13 protein-coding genes are annotated in these 18,577 nt (G+C 58.1%); 8 read left to right on the top strand and 5 right to left on the bottom strand.

Annotated features, from left to right (window positions below; translation table 11 throughout):
- Positions 1-64: 64 nt before the first annotated feature.
- A complete protein-coding gene (locus BK660_RS29090; RefSeq protein WP_123436270.1) occupies positions 65-988 on the bottom strand; it encodes a carbon-nitrogen hydrolase family protein in 924 nt (307 codons plus the stop codon).
- Between the two features lie 84 nt (positions 989-1,072).
- Here BK660_RS29090 and BK660_RS29085 point away from each other — a divergent pair, with 84 nt between their 5' ends.
- Complete coding sequence (locus BK660_RS29085) at positions 1,073-1,981, top strand: LysR substrate-binding domain-containing protein (RefSeq protein ID WP_123436269.1); 909 nt, start codon at positions 1,073-1,075, stop codon at positions 1,979-1,981.
- Positions 1,982-1,989: 8 nt separating this feature from the next.
- Here the strand turns inward: BK660_RS29085 and BK660_RS29080 are convergent, their stop codons facing one another.
- On the bottom strand, positions 1,990-2,244 hold the full coding sequence (locus BK660_RS29080) for a hypothetical protein (protein WP_109786463.1): 255 nt from the start codon (positions 2,242-2,244) through the stop codon (positions 1,990-1,992).
- 165 nt (positions 2,245-2,409) lie between these two features.
- Here BK660_RS29080 and BK660_RS29075 point away from each other — a divergent pair, with 165 nt between their 5' ends.
- The gene (locus BK660_RS29075; RefSeq protein ID WP_123436268.1) at positions 2,410-2,727 is read left to right on the top strand and encodes an ElaB/YgaM/YqjD family protein; all 318 of its coding nucleotides are present in this window, start codon (positions 2,410-2,412) and stop codon (positions 2,725-2,727) included.
- A gap of 72 nt (positions 2,728-2,799) precedes the next feature.
- On the opposite strand, the gene BK660_RS29070 is transcribed toward BK660_RS29075, so the two are convergent.
- Positions 2,800-3,837, bottom strand: coding sequence for an Ldh family oxidoreductase (locus tag BK660_RS29070; RefSeq protein WP_123436267.1), 1,038 nt, complete (start codon positions 3,835-3,837; stop codon positions 2,800-2,802).
- 204 nt (positions 3,838-4,041) lie between these two features.
- Between BK660_RS29070 and BK660_RS29065 the strand changes: the two genes are divergently transcribed.
- Together BK660_RS29065 and BK660_RS29060 are read left to right on the top strand one after the other, a co-directional pair.
- Entirely contained in the window at positions 4,042-8,895 is a 4,854-nt protein-coding gene (locus BK660_RS29065; protein WP_123436266.1) for a dermonecrotic toxin domain-containing protein, read from the top strand.
- A 95-nt stretch (positions 8,896-8,990) separates the two neighbouring features.
- Complete coding sequence (locus BK660_RS29060) at positions 8,991-9,992, top strand: FecR family protein (protein ID WP_123436265.1); 1,002 nt, start codon at positions 8,991-8,993, stop codon at positions 9,990-9,992.
- Between the two features lie 56 nt (positions 9,993-10,048).
- Here the strand turns inward: BK660_RS29060 and pvdQ are convergent, their stop codons facing one another.
- The gene (pvdQ, locus tag BK660_RS29055) at positions 10,049-12,394 is read right to left on the bottom strand and encodes a bifunctional acylase PvdQ (RefSeq protein ID WP_123436264.1); all 2,346 of its coding nucleotides are present in this window, start codon (positions 12,392-12,394) and stop codon (positions 10,049-10,051) included.
- A gap of 226 nt (positions 12,395-12,620) precedes the next feature.
- Between pvdQ and BK660_RS29050 the strand changes: the two genes are divergently transcribed.
- Positions 12,621-13,022 (top strand): fe2+ zn2+ uptake regulation protein, encoded by a 402-nt coding sequence (locus BK660_RS29050; RefSeq protein ID WP_123436263.1) that lies wholly within the window; start codon positions 12,621-12,623, stop codon positions 13,020-13,022.
- Here the strand turns inward: BK660_RS29050 and BK660_RS29045 are convergent.
- Positions 13,012-13,200, bottom strand: a complete 189-nt coding sequence (locus BK660_RS29045; RefSeq protein WP_123436262.1) for a hypothetical protein — start codon at positions 13,198-13,200, stop codon at positions 13,012-13,014. The genes BK660_RS29050 and BK660_RS29045 overlap by 11 nt on opposite strands.
- Positions 13,201-13,757: 557 nt before the next feature.
- Here BK660_RS29045 and BK660_RS29040 point away from each other — a divergent pair.
- The 3 genes from BK660_RS29040 to BK660_RS29030 are packed head-to-tail and all read left to right on the top strand — an operon-like array spanning position 13,758 to position 18,567.
- Entirely contained in the window at positions 13,758-14,999 is a 1,242-nt protein-coding gene (locus BK660_RS29040) for an MFS transporter (protein WP_123436261.1), read from the top strand.
- Between the two features lie 21 nt (positions 15,000-15,020).
- Complete coding sequence (locus BK660_RS29035; protein ID WP_123436260.1) at positions 15,021-16,151, top strand: LuxE/PaaK family acyltransferase; 1,131 nt, start codon at positions 15,021-15,023, stop codon at positions 16,149-16,151.
- Between the two features lies 1 nt (position 16,152).
- Positions 16,153-18,567 (top strand): aldehyde dehydrogenase family protein, encoded by a 2,415-nt coding sequence (locus BK660_RS29030; protein ID WP_123436259.1) that lies wholly within the window; start codon positions 16,153-16,155, stop codon positions 18,565-18,567.
- The last annotated feature ends 10 nt before the right edge of the window (positions 18,568-18,577 follow it).

Below are 18,577 nucleotides of genomic sequence, written 5' to 3'. Positions count from 1 at the left end.
AAGTGAATACAGCCCAAATTCTATGTTTGGGGGTTCCCCCCAAACATAGAATCTCCCACATTTGTTATGCGGTGAAGCGGACGCCGGGTTTGGGTCGTTCATCGACGCTGAGCTCAAACACATCCGGCCGCGCATAGTGCCCGACCACGTCGTAGTCATATCGCGCCCGAATCAGATCGTCCGTGTCGATCTCAGCGGTGAGCAATCCGGCACCATCTCGAAGTGGTCCGGCCAGAATGTCACCCATCGGCCCGACAATCACACTACCGCCCGCAATCAGCGGCCGATCCGCCGGCCAGTTGGCAATCTCCACACCCAAGGCCTGCGGTGAGTCCTGGACCTGGCAGGCGCTGACGACAAAGCAGCGTCCTTCATGGGCGATGTGGCGCATGCTGACCTGCCACATTTCACGCTCATCCACCGTCGGCGCACACCACACCTCAATGGCCTTGGCGTACATCGCCGTGCGCAGCAACGGCATCATGTTTTCCCAACAAATCACCGCGCCGATCCGCCCGACCTGGCTGTCGATGACTGGCAACGTCGAGCCATCACCCTTGCCCCAGATCAACCGCTCGGTGCCGGTGGGCATCAGCTTGCGGTGTTTGGCGATCAACCCGGCCTGCGGGTCAAACATCAGTGCCGTGCAATGCAGCGTACTGCCTGCACGTTCAATCACGCCAATCACCAGGCTGGCCCCGGTACGCGCCGACAACCCGGCCAGGGCTTCCGTCTCGGCGCCCGGCACGTCGATGGCATTGGCGAAATACCGGGCAAACGCTTCACGCCCTTCCGGCAGGCGGTAACCCAACTGTGTACCAAACCCTTCGCCCTTGGGGTAACCGCCGAGCAACGCTTCGGGCATCACCACCAATTGCGCCCCGGATTCGGCAATGGCGTTTTCCCAGGACAGTATCTGTTCCAGGGTGTCGGCCTTGCCGCCGGGCAAGGCGCCGATTTGCAGCGCGGCAACGATTGACTTGGGCATCGCAGTGACTCCATTGGCATCAGGTATTGCTCATTCTCCGGCGCCACGGGATCATGAATAAAGCCCGATTCGCTGCTGAATGATATGAACACCATGAATATCGCCACCGTCGACCTCAACCTGCTCAAAGTCTTCGAAGCCCTGCATGAAGAGTCCAGCGCCAGCCGTGCGGCCCTGCGCCTGGGCGTGACGCAATCAGCGGTCAGTGCCGCCCTGCGCAGGCTGCGCGAAGTGTATGGCGATCAGTTGTTCGTGCGTACCGGCCGCGGACTCGCACCGACCCTGAAGGCCAATCAATTGAAACCGGTGGTCAGCGATGCGCTGAACAAATGCCGCCAGAGCCTGGCGATGGTCGATCCGGCCGCCCATCAGTACGATGGCCGCTCAGTGTCGGTGGGGATGTCGGACGATTTCGAGATCGCCTATGGCCGGCGATTGATCGAAGAAATTGCGCGAACTGCACCGAAGTTGCGGCTGATCTTCCGCCAGACCCACAGCCAGATCGTTGCCCACGCCTTGATGGAGCGCAGCATCGATCTGGCGATCACCGCCGGCGGATTTTCCGAGCGTTTGCTCAGCCGTCAGGTGTTGGGGGAAGGCGGATACCTGTGCCTGGTGGATCGCGCCAGCCTGGCCGACGACCAACCAACCCTCAGCCTTGAAGAGTTCGTCGCCCGCGAACATATTCTGGTGTCGTCGAGTGGTTTTATCGGCATCACCGATGAAGGACTGGCGGCGTTGGGGCTGAGTCGTCGGGTGTGTGCGTCGACTACGCACTTTGCCGCGCTGCCGCACCTGCTCAAGGGCAGTCAGGCGGTGGCGACCATTCCGGCGCATGCCGCACAAAGCATCGCGGCGCTCAGTGGACTGGTGCTGTTGCCCTGCCCTTTGCCCTTGCCGCGATACCCGATCGAATTGGGCTGGCGTACCAGCACGCAACTCGATCCGGTGGTGTTGAAAGTGCGCGAAGCAATTGTCGCGTGTTTCGCCTGAAGCCGGACTTACTTGTTGGCCGCCATGAGGCGATTGACTTCACTGCGCACCATGTTGGCGTATTCCGGCGGCGACATCGCGTCGAGTTCGGCACGGACCCATTCAGCCCACTTGCCTTTACGCTTGGCGCGCTCACCGAACAACCGTGCGGCCTCACCCTTGGATTTGCCCAGGTTGCTTTGCCAGAGGTCGAACAGACGGGACTTTTCATCTTCCAGCGCCGCGCGCTCGGCGAGGGGTTTGTCGGCCAGATTGAAGCTCATGGGAATTTCCTGCTGCGTAAAATAGGCGACATCTTACACTGTAGGACGAAATGTCCGACTCAGGAATTTTCTATCCGGCAGGGTCGACGGGAAAATCCACTGCAACTTTTTCACCCGCGCCAGACTCCATTGTTCACTGCCTACTTACCTGCAAGGAGTACCTCAATGGCTCGGAAAACCGCTGCACAAGTCGCCGAAGACCAAATCAAGGATCTGGCATTCAGCGAACTGACCACGCTGATCGAAGAATCGGAAAAACTGCTGAACAGCAGCGCCGCGCTGGTCGGCGAGGAAGCAGAAACCCTGCGTGAGCAAATCGCCCTGAAACTCCAGCAGGCACGGGACTCGGTCAGCAGTGTGCGTGACCGGACAAAACCCGCCGTCGAAGCCACCGAAACCTACATCGGCGGTCATCCATGGCAAACCGTGGCCATCTCTGCCGGATTCGGGCTGGTGGTCGGGTTGTTGCTGGGTCGGCGTTAAGCCTCCCCGCTTCGCACAGCAAAAAGGCGAGCCATTGGCTCGCCTTTTTCATGCCTGCTACAGGTTGGCTGATTACTGCGCGAGTGCCCGCAGATTCGCCAAGGTCTCGATGTCGAGCGTTATGCCTTGAGCAGCGGACTTGGCCCGTTGCGAATGGCGCCGATCACCCGGCAGGCGCTTGAGCCCCACGCTGTGCATTTGCCGCACCAGTTCCTGACTGCGCTCGGCAAAGTTTTGCCCGGCGGCCTTGCTCGGGTCGATGACGATCAACAGTTGACCGGTCCATGGGGTTTTCGCCCCCGGATGGTTCGACCAATCGAACTCAAAGGAAAAATTGCCGCCGGTCAGCGCAGCCGCCAACAATTCCACCATCATCGACAGGGCAGACCCCTTGTGCCCGCCAAACGGCAGCAGTGCGCCGCCTTCGAGAATTGCTTTCGGGTCCTGCGTCGGCTGGCCGAGGCTGTCCACGCCCATGCCTGCCGGCAAGCGCTCGCCCTTGCGCGCCGCGATCTGCACATCGCCATGGGCAATGGCGCTGGTGGCCAGGTCAAAGACAATCGGCTCGCCATCCGCGCGCGGGGCGGCGAACGCGATCGGGTTGGTGCCGAATAACGGACGATCGGCGCCGTGCGGCACCACGCAGGTCATGCTGTTGACCACGCTCAGCGCCACCAGCCCTTCATAGGCAAAGGGCTCGACGTCCGGCCACAACGCGGCGAAATGGTGCGAGTTGCGAATCGCCAGCACCGCAATGCCGGCGCTGCGCGCCTTTTCCACCAACAAGGCGCGTGCCGCCGCCAGGGCCGGTTGGGCGAAACCATTGCCAGCGTCGACCCGGACGAATCCTGAGGCCACGTCTTCGACCACCGGCACGGCCTGGGCATCGACCCAGCCGCTGTTCAGCGTCGAGACATAACCGGGGATACGGAACACGCCGTGGCTGTGAGCCCCGTCGCGCTCGGCGCCGGCACAATTAAGGGCCAGGGTTTTGGCGACGTCGGCAGAGGTGCCATGACGCAGAAAAATCTGTTCGAGCAATTGAACGAGCGCGTCGAAATCGAGCGTTTGGGTGTTCGAACTGACGGCCATTTCGGGCGATGCGGTCATCTGAAGCTCCAGTTTTATTATTGAGTACGGGCAACAGGGTGAAACAAGGTTGCAAGGCAACCCAAAAGAGTCGCCGATTAAGCGCTGCTCTACCGGCGTCCTGTCAAGCCTGAGTCACCCGATCGGCTCAAGCAATATGTACCGCACGCCCCCATTCCAATGACCGTACCGTTTTTCCTCCACCCAATACATCGAGGAAAAACCATGACTGATCCCTCAGCCCCCTATTTTTTCGACGAGGCCGATCGCGCCTCCACTGCGCGGCAGCCCGGTGATCGCGAAAAAACCCTGAACTTCTCCCTTGCCGACCTGAAATGGTTGAAGAACGTGTATTTGGCGACCGAAGTCGCCCGCACCACGCAAAAAGAACCCATGTACGTTTACCTGCTGTCACTGAACACGCCGGGCAAACCGGATATTCCATTGGCCGGCGCTTTTGCCATGGGCCGGCCGGAGGATGGCGAGGTCACGCTTTACACGCCGTGGAAAGGCTTGATCAAGTTTGCGGACATGGACGATCTCAAAAGCAAGCTCAAGGAGTGGCTGGCGTCGGACGCTGACAAACAGGAGCTGTTGCGCTTTCTCTCGATCGAACAACGCAACACGCTAGCCGCCACCGCGACACCTGACTTTTCTACAACAGAAATCGCCGGCGCAGTGTTCCAGGATCAGCAGACCCGGCTTGAACACAATCAGGCACTGAACATCAGCACGATGATGGGCGAACTGCTCAAGATGCCGACGTTGCAATCAATGCTGGATGACACGCTGAAAAACGCCTTGCACAAGCCGTTTCCAGGTTTGGACCAGCGTCAGACTCGACTGAAGAGTTTTGTCAGGACGGCGTCCCCCTTCAGCGAAGGCGAATTCCATCACACGATTGCCGAGCGCCCACTCAGTGATGCCCTCCTCCACTTCTACCTGACCAACCAGTGGCCCGCGGGCGACTCCAGAGTGTTCGCCCATCCAGGGCACGGTGTGAGCAAGGACGCCGATAACCTCGCGTGGGAAAGCGCGGTAAAAGAGATCGCCCAAAGCTTCACGCCGCACTTGCACAGCCAGCTCGACGTGTTCTGGAACACGCCCATGAGCAATGGACTGTCACGCCGGGCGTTTTTCAGCGAGGGCTTGCGCGATACGTTTCACCTCAAGCTTCTGCTTCAGCGCCAGGACGGCACGTTAACAACACAGGAATACCTGCAACTGATGAAAGTCAGCCGTGCCCCCAAGGACGCTGCGCTACGCGTTGAAAAAGTGCGGGTCACCGCCCCCTTCAAGCACTACGCGGAACTGACCTCGGCGCTGATCATCGGCGCCGCCGATACGTTGGGCTTTTTGTACACCCCGTCACGCGGCATCGAAGCCACAGATACGCTGTCCGCAGTGAAGAAAATCGTGCTGCAAATGCTCAAAAGCGAAGGGCATGAAGATACGTTGCTCAACTTCATGTCGCTGGATGAACGCAGCACCTTTCTGGCCTTGGCGCCCGATGAGTGTTTGATTGAAGGACGCCCCATCACCGAGCCGGTATTTGAAGAAGTCATCGCCAGCATCCTCGATAAGCAACGGGACAACCTCAGCCATGCCCTGAGCCGTTACCGTGAAAGCGAAGGCACGCTGTCCCCTCATGCCTTGATTGACAACGCGCTGGATGTCCGTGGTCTGCTCGACGCCCGGCTACTGGCCCGCGATGCCGCCGGCCGCTGGAGTACACGGGTGGACCAGCGCTGGAGTGCGCAACCGGTGACCGTGCGGGCCGAGTCAGCCAAGGAAGCACTGGTGCGCCTTGAATCGGTTGAACAGGCGCTCGATCAACTCCTGGACAAGCACCCGGCCATTCCCCCGGGCCTGCGCACGCTTACCCAGGCACAAAGCCTGGTCAGTTCATCCGTGACGAACCTGCAATCGAGTTTCACCCATACCCTGTCCACGGCATTGCGCACAGAACTGAAGCTGCGTACCGTCACACGGACCCTCGGGGCGACGGAGCAGGCCATCATCAAAACCGTGCTCGACAGCCCGATTCACTTGCAACGAGCCGCGCTTAACGGCTTTTTGCCCGAGGTATTTTCCCTGGCGTTGCAGCCGGGCGACCTTGCAGACCCGTTAAAACTGGCCAGTTGTTTTGTATTGACTGAACGAGGCGGCCTGGACCCGAAACATTCGGGCAAGTCAGTCTTGTGGACGCCGGCGGCGGGATTTGAGGCCTTCGAGTCACTGTCACGATTACGCACCGCGCTTGATCATCGTCTGAAGGACCGCACGTTGCGGTTAACACTGTTGGAGAACCTCGGCCGTAGCGAGCGATTACCCGGCAGAAGTTACACCCTGGCACCGCTGCAACGAACCCACGGACATTTTCTCGATCACCTTCAAAAGCCCTATGTCCATCTCGACCAGACGTGCCTCACTCGCGCATTGGCCACGCCGCTCCCCACCGCACCACTGACCGACCTGCTGAACCTGGTGGCGTTACGGCAGCCGCTGACAGGATTACGCCGTGCGACGGACATTGCCCTGTCCCTGACGACTCAACAAAAACTTCCGACATGGTTGGCCAACGCCTCGATTAAAGACCTGGTGCTGCACGGGGAACTGCTGCAGCAATACCTCGACAACGTCAAAAACGACGAGGATTACCTGACGGGCCTGCGGTCACTGCAGCGCACGGCTCATGCCGAACTGGAAAAACAACTCAAGGCAGACACCTTCGACATCGACCCGGACAAGGTTCAGATCCAGCTCAGCGCGCGGCCGACTTCACCGCCCAGAGTGCAAACCCTCACCGACTTTGCATTGACGCCTTTCAAGGAACTGGACCAGGCCCGATTTAAACTGGAATCGCTTGATAGCACCGTGATTCCCCAAGAAATGGACGAACGCTACATCAAAGACCTGATACGAAACCTGAAAACGGGGGAGCAACAGCAAAAAATACTGAGTGAGGCTCTTGCCGACACCCCGGCCAATGCGGATCGCAGAAAACGGTTCTACCGCCAACTGCCCTGGCAACTGATGCATTACGCCCACACAGAAAAATTGCAGGAACGCCTGAGCGAAACCGGGTTTGATCTGATCCGGCAAATCATGGACATGCCCGACGCCATCGCCCGCGCGGCAGTCGACGGTGCCCACGCAATCATTCGCCCGCTGGAGTTCCTGGGGGTCAACCCGGCACAGGCCATCAAGGTTGCGGGGGTCTATCTGATCGGCTCGGCGACCGACAACACAGCGCCCCAAATTCTTGTTGCGCCACACAGCCCTCGTCACGGGATCAGGGAATATGAAAACGAAGCGCAACTGCTGACAGAGTTGAAAACGCGAGGGCCGTTGTTCGACTGGATACTCACAAACCTGCCGGAGACCGACCGGACACGGCTGGAAAACCGGATGTCGATCACGCAAAACCGCGCCACACGAGCAACATCAGTGTCTTCCGGGAATCACGCCAGCGAGGTCACACTGGCGTCCAATGCGATCAAAGGGCACCTGTTCAGCCAGTTGTTCAATGACAACGCGGCGCTGTTGGGCAGATTGCTCGGTTGTCAGTCCGACGACAAAAAAGCCACGGAATGGGCGACCATCAGACACGTGCTGGGCGAAGACCTGCACCAGGCGTTCTCTTATTTCATGGGAAAACTCACTTACCCCATTACGGTTTGGCGCAGTTACCGTGACTTCAAGCAATCCGCTGAAGACCTGCAGACGCATCAGTGGGGACCCGCGATAAGCGCATTCATCAGCGGCATTGCTCAGCTGGCGACGCTACGGCAATCGCTGGAGAATCAGACTTCAGTGCCTTCAACGCCCCAGGCGCTTGTACCGGCGGCACCCGCCCGCGGGTTCAACTGGCATGATGTCGACATCACCGCTGCCGAACGTACCCAGGCCAGCCGGCATGAGGCCGTCGATGTCAATCTGGGTTCACTGACACCAGACTCGTCGCTTGGGCTCTATACCCACCCAACAACCCGAAAACAGTACGCTCCCGTTGAAGGAAAAGTGTATCCGGTCGCCAAGCGCGGCACACGCTGGCGTATCGCTGCCACCCAAATCCGTGGCCCTGTACTGCGCCAAAACGTAGCGAAACAATGGGTCCTGGACCGGGAAACATCCCCGCCTCACTTCAGCCTTCTCGATCGACTGGATACCACCATGGCGGTGTGGGGTGGCATGAACGTCGACGCCCGTGGAATGCCGCAAATCCGCAGACTGTTTCCTTTCAAGGCACGTCAGATTGACGAGGCACTGGACCAGGCAACCACTTATGCCTGGAACTGCTTTCGGAATGTGCAATTGCTAAAGAATGCCGACAACACCCAGACCCCGGTTCATCAACTGGTCGCCGACTTTATCGGCGTACCGCACGTATTGCCAGCGCACGTGGAACAGCTTGAGCGAACCATCCAGGGGGTTTTTTCAGCCTTGCTCGACCCCACTCTGAGAAAGCCCGATTCCTCCCGTTTTGTCGTCGGCAGGGTGATCGAAGGCGCGGAACAAACCTTCGCGTTCATCGTTCCGAAGGACGTGAAACAAAAGATTCACTTGGCCGATAAATTCTTCAGTCCCGGCTTTGACCACTACCGCCAGCACCTACGCGACGCGCAATTTCCCATAAACACTCATAGTCGCGCGATGACAATTATTCATGAACTGTCACACCTTGCCTGCAAAGCCGAAGATATTAGCTACCTCGATGCCAGCCGCCCATTCGCTGATCTGATTGAGTCGTCCGACTCGATCGGCCACTTGCTCAAAACCGGGTTGACCGAGCTTCAAAACACCGCACTTTCAGTCAAGACGCCCTACACCCAGCTGTTCATGATTCTGGACCCTGATACCGGCGAGTGGGAGGAACTGGGTAACACGACGCTTGAAGATACTTCGAAGCTCAAGGACTTTGTTTTGACGTTGACCGGTGCAGAAAATCTGAGCGAGGCCCGGCACACGTTCAAGAAAGATCCCCTGATCAGGCTCAAGGTACAACTGAGCAACGCCGACAGCATCGCCTGGCTCATCGGTCATCTGGGAAGACAACTCCACGTCAGCACGCCCTGACCTGAAAAAAACGCGGATTTGATGGTTAATTGCCATGACGACTGTTCTCGCAGACTTGCTCGCAAGGTTAGAATGCCGGAAATCAGGATGAGTCAATGACCGACAATTCTCTATCGCAAGACGACTATGATGCGATCACCGATGCCGCAGCGCATTGGTGCATGCGCTTGCATGCCGTCGACTGCACGGCTGAAGAACGGGTAGCGTTCGAACGATGGCATGACGCCGATCCGCTGCATGCTTTCGAATATGAGGCCATGCTGGAGATCTGGGAGGTTGCCGGGTATCTGCCTCGCCCTGAAGCCATCAATCACGCTGCGCGCCCCAAGTCCGCTACGCCCTGGCGCAGTGTCGGCATTGCCGCCGCGGTGTGTGCCCTGGCGTTGCCGCTGGCGGCTTACAGCGGGTGGAGCCTGGGTTGGCTGCCCAACTCGTACCAACACTTTGAAGCCAGTGATACGGTCCGTCAGGTCACCCTGAGCGACGGCAGTCAGGTTGAACTGAATCTGGGCAGTGAGCTGACATTCAGCAACTACAAGGATCAGCGCCGGGTCACGCTGAAAAAAGGCGAAGCCTTCTTCAGCGTCACCCATGACACCACTCACCCTTTTGTCGTCAAGGCCGCCAGTGGCCGGATCCGGGTCACCGGGACCCGATTCAACGTCTGGATGTACGAGGACAAGGTCCGCGTGAACCTGATCGAAGGGTCGGTGCTGGTCACCAGCAACGACGACCTCCCCGGCGATGGTTTACGTCTCGGTCCCGCCATGCAGGCGCGCTTTAAACAGGGTGACTACACGCCGCAAATCAGTCAGACCTACGCCAACGATAATTCGCAGGCCTGGCGCAGTGGCAAACTGGTACTTGATAACCTGACACTCATCGATGCCCTGCCGTTGATCAATCGTTACCTGAGCAAACCGGTGATGGTGGCCGATCACAGCACCGGTCAGATCCGTCTCGGCGGTATTTACAACATCAGGGAACTCAACAACCTGGTGTCGTCCTTGCCCAAGGTGCTGCCGGTTTACCTGACCCGCAACAAGGACGGCAATCCGGTCCTCAACTCCATTCCGCTACAAACCCCGAAAAGCTGAAGGCCGCAACCCTTGTGGGGTGCGGCCTTGGTTTTTTGCTCCAGGTGCCTTTGCTGTTATTGCGCAGCCACCGTCCCTGCTTGACCTTCCTGCTCGCGAATCGTCTGCGCCTGGTACTGCGGATCTGACGTGATCTGCTGCTCGGTGAACGGCAGCACACTCAACTGTTTCTTCGAAAAAGCCAGCGTCTGGTCCCGCGCATACTTCGACCCCGGATCGCTGGACAACGAGAACGCCAGCAAACCCTGAGCGTGCGGCCCCTTGTCATCGAAAGTCACCACCTGCAAGTAGCTCGTGCCGCTGACCACTTCAAGTTTGCCGTCAGTTCTCGGCACGCTTTGAATGGCGTTGTAGATGCCCAATGTGCCGGGACCCCCGTGGATCGGCGTTTGCTGGCCGCCGCTGCTGACCACCTGAACATCCCCCCAACGGGCGTCGGACTTCAGTCCCTGGGCTTTCACCTGTTCAGCCGAAGCGAGCATGGCCTCGCGAAGCGCCTTGGCGACATCCACCCGGTCAATGGCCAGGCCTCGCGGGGTGTCTTGCGGATCTTTGGGGTCAAATGCCACGCGCCAGATACCGGGGATTTGCTGCAACGGCTCCATGACTTTCTGGAAGTGGACAAAGCCCAGACCGCTGTCCAGATTCGCACGGCGGTCCCACGCTTTTAAACTGCCGCACAGCGGCTTGAGCGCCGCGGCATCGGCCCCCAGGTCACCGGCACAGAACTGCAGCAGATCCGGCATGACCTGCCCGGCCAGGTACACCTGATCGTCCATCACCATCCGTTGCAAATCCGCCGCCGTCAAAGGTCCGGCCTTGTTCAGCGTGCTCAATCGATCCAGTGCAAAACGCGAGCGCAAGCCCAACGGTTGGCCTTCCTGGCTGATCAGTGGCGAGAACCCGGTGAGCGGTTGCGCCGGGTTGGCCATCCAGGCTGAATCATTGGAGTGCTGCACAAAATCCTTGCGCGACAACTGCGGTAACTGGCCTGCCGCATAAATGCCTTTTTGCGCCGCTTGCGGGTCAATGTCCCAGGCGCAGGCACTGTTGGAGCCGTCGAGCACGATCATCTGCAAACCGACCCGTGGATCGCTGCACTTGGCCAGTTTCTCGGCGTTGACGTTCGGCACCACCGACAGGTTCATGTACAGCGTTTGCCCTTGGTCATCCACGGCCAGGGTGTTGACCCACGGGATGCCTTGAAGGCTGTGCACCGAGGCTTGCAAATCTTTCAGGCTGGATGCCTGGTTCATCGCATACCACTGCTGCAAGACCCGGTCGTTATCCAGGTTGGCGTCGCGCAGGCTGTACGCGTAGTGAGCGTCCCAATCGAGTTTTCCGGGCCATTGCACGACCGGGCCAAACTCCGAGCTGTACACCACGTGCTCGACCTGCGTGGTCTGACCATCGGGTTGCTTCACCTTCACCGTCAGCGTTTGTTTGTGCAGGGGTTTGGACTCGCCGTCCAGCAGGTAGCGGGTCGGATCCTTGGGATCAAGCTGCAAGCGATACAGCGTGAAATGTTTGGATGAATCCACGGTGTGGGTCCAGGCCAGGTGCTGGTTGAACCCGATGTTGATCATCGGTAGTCCCGGCAGCGCAGCGCCCATCACATCCAGTTTGCCGGGAATCGTCAGGTGCATCTGGTAGAAGCGCATTCCGCCGACCCAAGGGAAATGCGGATTGGCCAGCAACATCCCGCGACCGTTGAACGAGCGTTCGCTGCCGACAGCCACCGCGTTACTGCCGCGATCCAGGGCAAATCGCTGCCTGCGCGAGTCAGCTACCTGGAATGGCCGCGGTTCAGCAGTGACCTGCGCGAAGGCTTTGGGCGGTGTAGCGCCGGCCAGCGCTTCGGCGAACTGCCCTACTCCTCCTTCCACCAACAGACGACGGGTCAGCTTGACCAGGTCCTGGGCGGTAATCTCTCGTACCCACGCGCCCTGACACTGCGTCGGTAAACCCTGTGCACGACGTTCTGCCAGCGAACGGTTGTAACCGCTGACATAACCGTCAATGAGTTGTTGTACTTCGGGCGTTTGCGCCTGCCAGAAACCGGCGACCGCATCAGGTGTATTCAACCAGGTGAAAAACAGGTCGCTGACCAGATTCTCGCGCTCTTCGATGGTCAGCTGTTCCGGACCGAAGTAGCGTGAGCGCTCACCATTGACGGTGACTATTTCGTTGGCCAGCAAACACAGGTTGTCCTGGGCGTAGGCATACCCGATGCCATAACCGAGCCCCCGCTCATTGTCGGCACGAATGTGCGGCACGCCGAAACTGGTGCGGCGAATGTCAGCGCTCGCCTGTTCTGGCTGACTGCGGGCGTTTGCCGCAAGACTCAGTCCCACTAACAAACCTGCAAGGCTTAGCCTGGTTAACTGCCTGGAAATAATCACTTTCGCTCCTGATCGAAAAGACAAACACCCTGCCTTCTCTGAGGAACGAAACAAAAGACAAAAATTTAGGCTCGCAAAGTCATTCCAATTGGCCTTCTCACATGCCGCTCACGTGGCGTCGACAAATTTTCTACATTTGGGCCTTCATTATTTGTCGTGCTCGTTCGTCTAAATGACTGAGAGCCCCCTTCACAATACCTGGCTGGCTCGGAAAAGGAGTTTTTGCATGTACAACTCGCAACTGCCAATGGACGGTAGCAATGCACCAACGGGCTCTGCCATGGGTTCCGGTATTTTCGAGCCGCGCGGCGAGCGCAATGGCAATGAGCGCATCCGATTGCTGCTCAAGAGCTTTGGCCTGCGCACCAGCCTGATTCGCCTCAAAGTCATTGACGCCTTGCTGGTCGCCGCCGAAAGCGATCGTAGTCTGGGCGTGCGCGGCGTGCACAGTCAGTTGCTGGACCTGGATATTCCCCTGTCCTTTCTCAGCGTGCGGGAAGTGTTGAAACGGTTGTGCAGCGAAGGCGTGATCACGCTTAATCCGGATAAAAGCTACAGCCTGCATCCGCACGCTGTAGCCATGCTCCATCGCGATTCATCCGTTGAAGATTTGTCGCTCAAGGCTTGACCTTGCGACGCATCACGCCGTTGATTACCACGACGATCACCGCCACACCGATGGCGATGTACTGAAACAGCTTCTCGCTGATGACACCTTCGTTTTGCAGGAACGAAAGGCCGAACATGATCCCCAGCACGACCAGGGAGATCAGAATCGAGTATTTCAAACGTTGCGATTGAGTCATTGCGAGTTCCTGAACCTGAAAATGTATCCGCTTTGTATCCAAACGCATGCCAAAGCCCTACCTTTTTGAGGGGATGGCGCGCTGAAAACGGGGTCTCATGTTACAGCCGATGAAGAGATTTGGCTTCATAGCGGCGTTAACCATGAGGATTTCGAAATGTTTCGTCGAATCACACAGCTGATTCCCCTGCTCGCGATTTTGGCCTTGAGTGGCTGCATCATTTTCCCTCACGGCGGTCGGCATGGGGATCACCACTATGATCGTGGCGGGCCCGGTTATTACGAGCATCGATAATTTCCGACGGGGATAAGGGCTATACATTATTTACTTTGGCGTGTAGGGAAAATCCGATAACTTCTTAACTAATGCCCGCACTGTCGCGGGCATTTTCGTTAAAACCCATTAATGCTTTCCGCCCTGCGACTCATCGCAACATCTCGCAAACAACTGAAACTTCCAGTCTCAATCGTTTATTAGAGCCCTCCCTGATCGTTGGATACTCTTACTGCGCAACAAGAGCACACATCAATTAACTTGCAGCAAAGAACAGGGAATATATGGACAGGCCTTTGATAAATATAAGCCCGTATCATTTGCTTGGCTTTTGCTTCGCAATAACGCTTTTCGAACTACTGACTTATATGGCCAGCGATATGATCATGCCGGCCATGTTGACTGTCACTCATGACTTGAATGCAAGTGCACAACATGTCCCTTACGCTTTCAACCTGTATCTGGCAGGAGGGATACTGTTGCAGTGGCTTATCGGACCACTGTCCGATCACTTTGGTCGCCGCAAAGTGTTACTCATTGGTTGCGCACTATTCGCCGTCGCTTGCGGTGCTGCATTCAATACGCAAAGCATTTATACGTTTAACGGATTACGCCTGATACAGGGCATGGGATTGGGGTTTGTTATCGCCGTCAGCTACCCGGCATTGCAGGAAGTGTTCTGCGAAGCGGACGCGGTAAAAATCATGGCACTGCTGGGAAATGTCGCACTGCTTTCTCCCCTTCTCGGCCCGCTGCTGGGCAGCCTGTTGCTGGAATGGCTGACCTGGAGGGAACTGTTTTTACTGCTGGGCATGAGCGGCATGGCGGTCTGGCTGGCACTTTTTGTGTACATGCCGGAAACCGTGGGAACGTTACGCCATGACGGTCAACGCCTGATGGCCGTGCCGTTTGAATGGGGCGGTACCGTGCGCCGTTATGCCGCACTGCTCGGTAACATACGATTCCTGAGCGCCAGTGTCGCGCTGGGCATCATGAGCTTGCCGTTGATTGCCTGGATCGGGTTGGCGCCACTGTTGCTGATGCACAATCAAGGGCTTTCGCCGCTGGCTTACGGCCTGTGGCAAATCCCGGTGTTTGCCGCGGTCATCCTTGGCAACCTGATACTCAATCGGTTGATCGCCAAGACCGACATCCCACAACTGATTCGATACGCGCTCTGGCCGTTGTGCGGTGGGCTCATCGCATTGGTCATCCTCAGTGCCTACGGCGTCTCGACGCCCTTGCTGATCGGTTGTCTTGGGCTTTACGCGGTCGGTCTTGGCATGAGCAACGCCGCACTTTATCGCCTTGCGTTGTTCTCAAGCGATGACAGCAAAGGCTTGGTCTCGGCCATGATCGGCATGATCTCGATCGTCGTCATGGGAGGCGGTGGTTCGATGCTCGCGGCAGTCGGCGCTGGTTACAGCCATGAATCCTTCTCCCTGATGGCGGGCATCGCCGGGCTTCTATGCCTGTTGCCCTTGCGGTTTTTTCTACGCCGCAACGCTGTCGCACTTACCGCCTGATCCCAAAGCACAGGTCCATTGATGATCCAATTACCCTATACCGATGCGCTTTGCGCGTTAACGAAACCCTATTGCCTGGATTCGGTACCAGACGGCCTGTTTGATCGGGCGATGAGTGAAATCAGTCTGCTCCATTGTCAGCAAACGCCGGGCTATGAACGCTGGCTGCACGCCAATGGCCTTGATGCCAACGCGCTGGAATCGATGGATGACTGGTCGAGACTGCCGCCGATTTTTGCCAACTATTTCAAGCGCCATTTATTACTGGGTTCTTCGGGAAACGACGCGCTTGAGTTGACGTCGTCTGGCACCAGCGGCCAAAAAAGTCGCATGCGCTATGACACACGCAGCATGGCCGCCGCCCAAGGCATGGTGAGCCACATTTTCCGACACTACGGATGGGACACTCCAGGCAGCCCCTGCAACTACTTGCTGCTGAGCTATGAACCCGAGGCAGTCATTAGCCTTGGAACCGCTTTCACCGATCAGTTTTTATGCAGCTATGCCCCTGTCAATCGAGTCGCCTATGGATTGCGCCGCACTGGAAACGGGCACGCGTTCGACCCGTTCGGGGTTGTCCACGCCTTGCAGCAATTTGCTGAAGAAGGCTTGCCCGTGCGCATTCTCGGATTTCCAGCGTTCCTGTCCCATGCGTTGCAACATATGGACGACACCGGCCTGACGGACCTCAAGCTACCGGCCGAGTCATTGGTGTTACTCGGGGGCGGCTGGAAAACCCAGGCGGCGCAGGAAATACCTCTGTCCCGGTTGTATCAACGGGTCAACCGCCAATTGGGTATCGACCTGACTCGCTGTAGGGATGGCTACGGAGCCGTAGAGCACGCAGTGCCTTACGTTCAGTGTGCTCACCAGCATTTTCATGCGCCGGTTTATTCGAAGGTTTTCGTACGCAACCCTGCCGATTTCAGCGTCCAGCCCTATGGCAAACGCGGCTTGCTGGAATTCGTGTCGCCCTACATTTCTTCGAGCCCGGCGCATGCCGTGGTGATGGGCGACCTGGCGACACTGCACCCCGGCGCAAGCTGCGGGTGCGGCCTTGCAACCGACTGGTTTGAACTGCATGGACGCGCCGGAACCACCGCCAGCCGAAGCTGCGCAATGGCCGCGTCCGAACTTATTGGAGGTGCATGACATGTACTTGATTAATGGCCAACTGCGTGAAGATGTCACCCTTGAGGCAACTCTTGAGCAGCTGCACAAGCAACTGCCACGACTGCTGAGTGCGCCAATCGACAGCGATACCGTGATCGAAACCGCGAGTCGTTTTGCCCTGCAACTGCAGGCGCGCACAGTTGATTTACCCCTCGATGATGAGCAACGCCAAGGGCTTATCGACTTCTGCCAATGCAGTGGCCTTAGCACCAAGCTTGAGCGAGAACTGGGCGTGCAACCGCGCTCGTTGAGGCGCATCGACTACCAGCAAGCAAGCTTTGAAAGCTGGCACCCACTGGGGTTGGTGGTGCATGTGACGCCGGGAAACGCTCCGTTGCTGGCGTTCTGCGCAATCGTCGAAAGCCTGTTGGCTGGCAATATCAACTGGCTTCGCCCCAGTTCCAGCGATAGTGGATTGACCGCCCGATTGCTGGCGGCGCTGGTGCGGTGTGACACCAGCGACAGGATGGCGGATTTCGTGGCGGTGCTGCCGATCAGCACGGCACAGATCCCTCAACTCTGCACTCATGCCGACGGCGTATCGGCCTGGGGTGGCGAGGCGTCACTTAAAGCCATTCGTCAGCACATCCCCACCGGGTGTCGATGGATCGATTGGGGTCACAGAATCAGTTTCGCTTACTTGTCGCCAGACGCGGCCACCGCATCAGCGCTGGACATCCTGGTGGATGAAGTATGCAGCCTGGATCAACAGGCCTGCTCGAGCCCCCAATGGCTGTTGGTGGACAGCGACGATCCGGTGATTATGCAGGGGCTGGGGGAGCAACTGGTTGAGGCGTTCGAACGCCGTGCTGCGCAGTGGCCGGCCCTGGTGCCAACCGATCAGGAAGCCTCGGAAATCACCACTCGATGCGCCATGGCACGACTGGATTTTTGTTTTGCAAACCAGACCGGCCAAGTATGGAACGGCTCAGGATGGCGGGTTATCTGGGAGCATCATCAAACACTGGCCCCATCGCCACTGTTCCGCACGCTGATGCTCAAACCCGTGCCGCGACACTTGATCGCCGAGACGCTGCTGCCATGGCGTACCGTGCTGCAGAGTTGCGCGCTGATCTGTTCACCGGCACAAACGCCACAACTGGTACGCACGTTGGTCAACGCGGGGGTCACGCGCATTGCGCCCTGCGGGTCTATTCATGACGGTTACGCCGGCGAACCGCACGACGGGGTCTACGCGCTATCGCGCTTGAGTCGTCGCCTCTCGGTGAGTTTGACGCCCGAAACAGCGACTGGCCGGGCCACACTCGATACGCCACCCCCAGCGCCCGCTTTAAACCAAACACCGATCATGGATAAAAACGCGTTCATGGCCCAGCCCATCAGTGCCGCAGCTCAGCTGCATTTTCGTTCGGGAGGCAGCAGTGGCACACCGGCATTGGCCGGGTACAGCTATCGCGACTTCGAGCGGCAAATGCGCGCGGCCGGCGACGGTATGTTCGCCGCCGGCCTCAACCCTTCGGCGGACCGGGTGATGAACCTGTTTTACGGCGGCGGCTTGTACGGCGGTTTTTCCAGTTTTACCAAGGTGCTGGAGCAGATGGGGGTTGCCCATTTCCCGATGGGGGCACCGCCGAATGACGACTTCGGCGAAATTGCGCAAATGATCGCAGACCATCGCGTCACCGTGCTAATCGGCATGCCGAGCACCTTGCACCGTTTGTTCTTCAACGAGCAGGAGCGTCTGCGTGCTTACGGCGGCATCAACAAAGTGTTCCTTGGCGGAGAACACCCGGCAGAGGCCAGCCTGCGCCTGATGGAAAGCTGTGGGGTATCGCAGATTCGCTCGGCGATTTATGGCTCGGTCGATGCCGGCCCTCTGGGGCATGCCTGCGCAGCAACGGCCAATGGGGTGTTTCATTTGATGTGCGATACCCAGCATCTGGAAATCGTGGAGATCGAACAGGATGTGCCGGTTCAGGCCGATGAAATCGGACGATTATTGTTTACATCCCGGGCGCGACAAGGCCAGGACGTGCGCCGGTATGACGTGGGCGATACCGGTCGCTGGGTGCCCGGCCCCTGCCCTTGCGGAATTGAATCGCCACGATTCGAATTGCTTCAGCGCCACGGCAAGCTGCTACGGATAGGCACCGAGTTCATCTCGCCATCGGCGCTGCAAGACCGTGTCGGCAGACCAATGCAAATGCAACTGGACCATGCACCGAACGGCATGGAACGGCTGCGGGTTTTAGTCGATTCAGACAGTGGCAACGTTCGCCATTCCCTATTGAGCGATGAAGCCTTATCGAGCGCGGTGAACAATTGCTTTTTAACGATAGAAGTTCACGAATGTGCGGAATCAGGTTTCACAAGAAATACCCACAGCGGCAAAACACCCTTGGTTATTGATAACCGAATACAAAAAGACCGCTGATTAGCAACAC

This window comes from Pseudomonas brassicacearum (genome assembly GCF_003732265.1).
GTDB classification, from domain to species: domain Bacteria; phylum Pseudomonadota; class Gammaproteobacteria; order Pseudomonadales; family Pseudomonadaceae; genus Aquipseudomonas; species Aquipseudomonas brassicacearum_D.
This window is presented reverse-complemented; position numbering and strand designations above follow the sequence as displayed.

Coding starts and splice junctions, on each gene's coding strand:
- BK660_RS29090 (WP_123436270.1), bottom strand. CDS start 988: ATGCCCAAGTCAATCGTTGCCGCGCTGCAAATCGGCGCCTTGCCCGGC.
- BK660_RS29085 (WP_123436269.1), top strand. CDS start 1,073: ATGAACACCATGAATATCGCCACCGTCGACCTCAACCTGCTCAAAGTC.
- BK660_RS29080 (WP_109786463.1), bottom strand. CDS start 2,244: ATGAGCTTCAATCTGGCCGACAAACCCCTCGCCGAGCGCGCGGCGCTG.
- BK660_RS29075 (WP_123436268.1), top strand. CDS start 2,410: ATGGCTCGGAAAACCGCTGCACAAGTCGCCGAAGACCAAATCAAGGAT.
- BK660_RS29070 (WP_123436267.1), bottom strand. CDS start 3,837: ATGACCGCATCGCCCGAAATGGCCGTCAGTTCGAACACCCAAACGCTC.
- BK660_RS29065 (WP_123436266.1), top strand. CDS start 4,042: ATGACTGATCCCTCAGCCCCCTATTTTTTCGACGAGGCCGATCGCGCC.
- BK660_RS29060 (WP_123436265.1), top strand. CDS start 8,991: ATGACCGACAATTCTCTATCGCAAGACGACTATGATGCGATCACCGAT.
- BK660_RS29050 (WP_123436263.1), top strand. CDS start 12,621: ATGTACAACTCGCAACTGCCAATGGACGGTAGCAATGCACCAACGGGC.
- BK660_RS29045 (WP_123436262.1), bottom strand. CDS start 13,200: ATGACTCAATCGCAACGTTTGAAATACTCGATTCTGATCTCCCTGGTC.
- BK660_RS29040 (WP_123436261.1), top strand. CDS start 13,758: ATGGACAGGCCTTTGATAAATATAAGCCCGTATCATTTGCTTGGCTTT.
- BK660_RS29035 (WP_123436260.1), top strand. CDS start 15,021: ATGATCCAATTACCCTATACCGATGCGCTTTGCGCGTTAACGAAACCC.
- BK660_RS29030 (WP_123436259.1), top strand. CDS start 16,153: ATGTACTTGATTAATGGCCAACTGCGTGAAGATGTCACCCTTGAGGCA.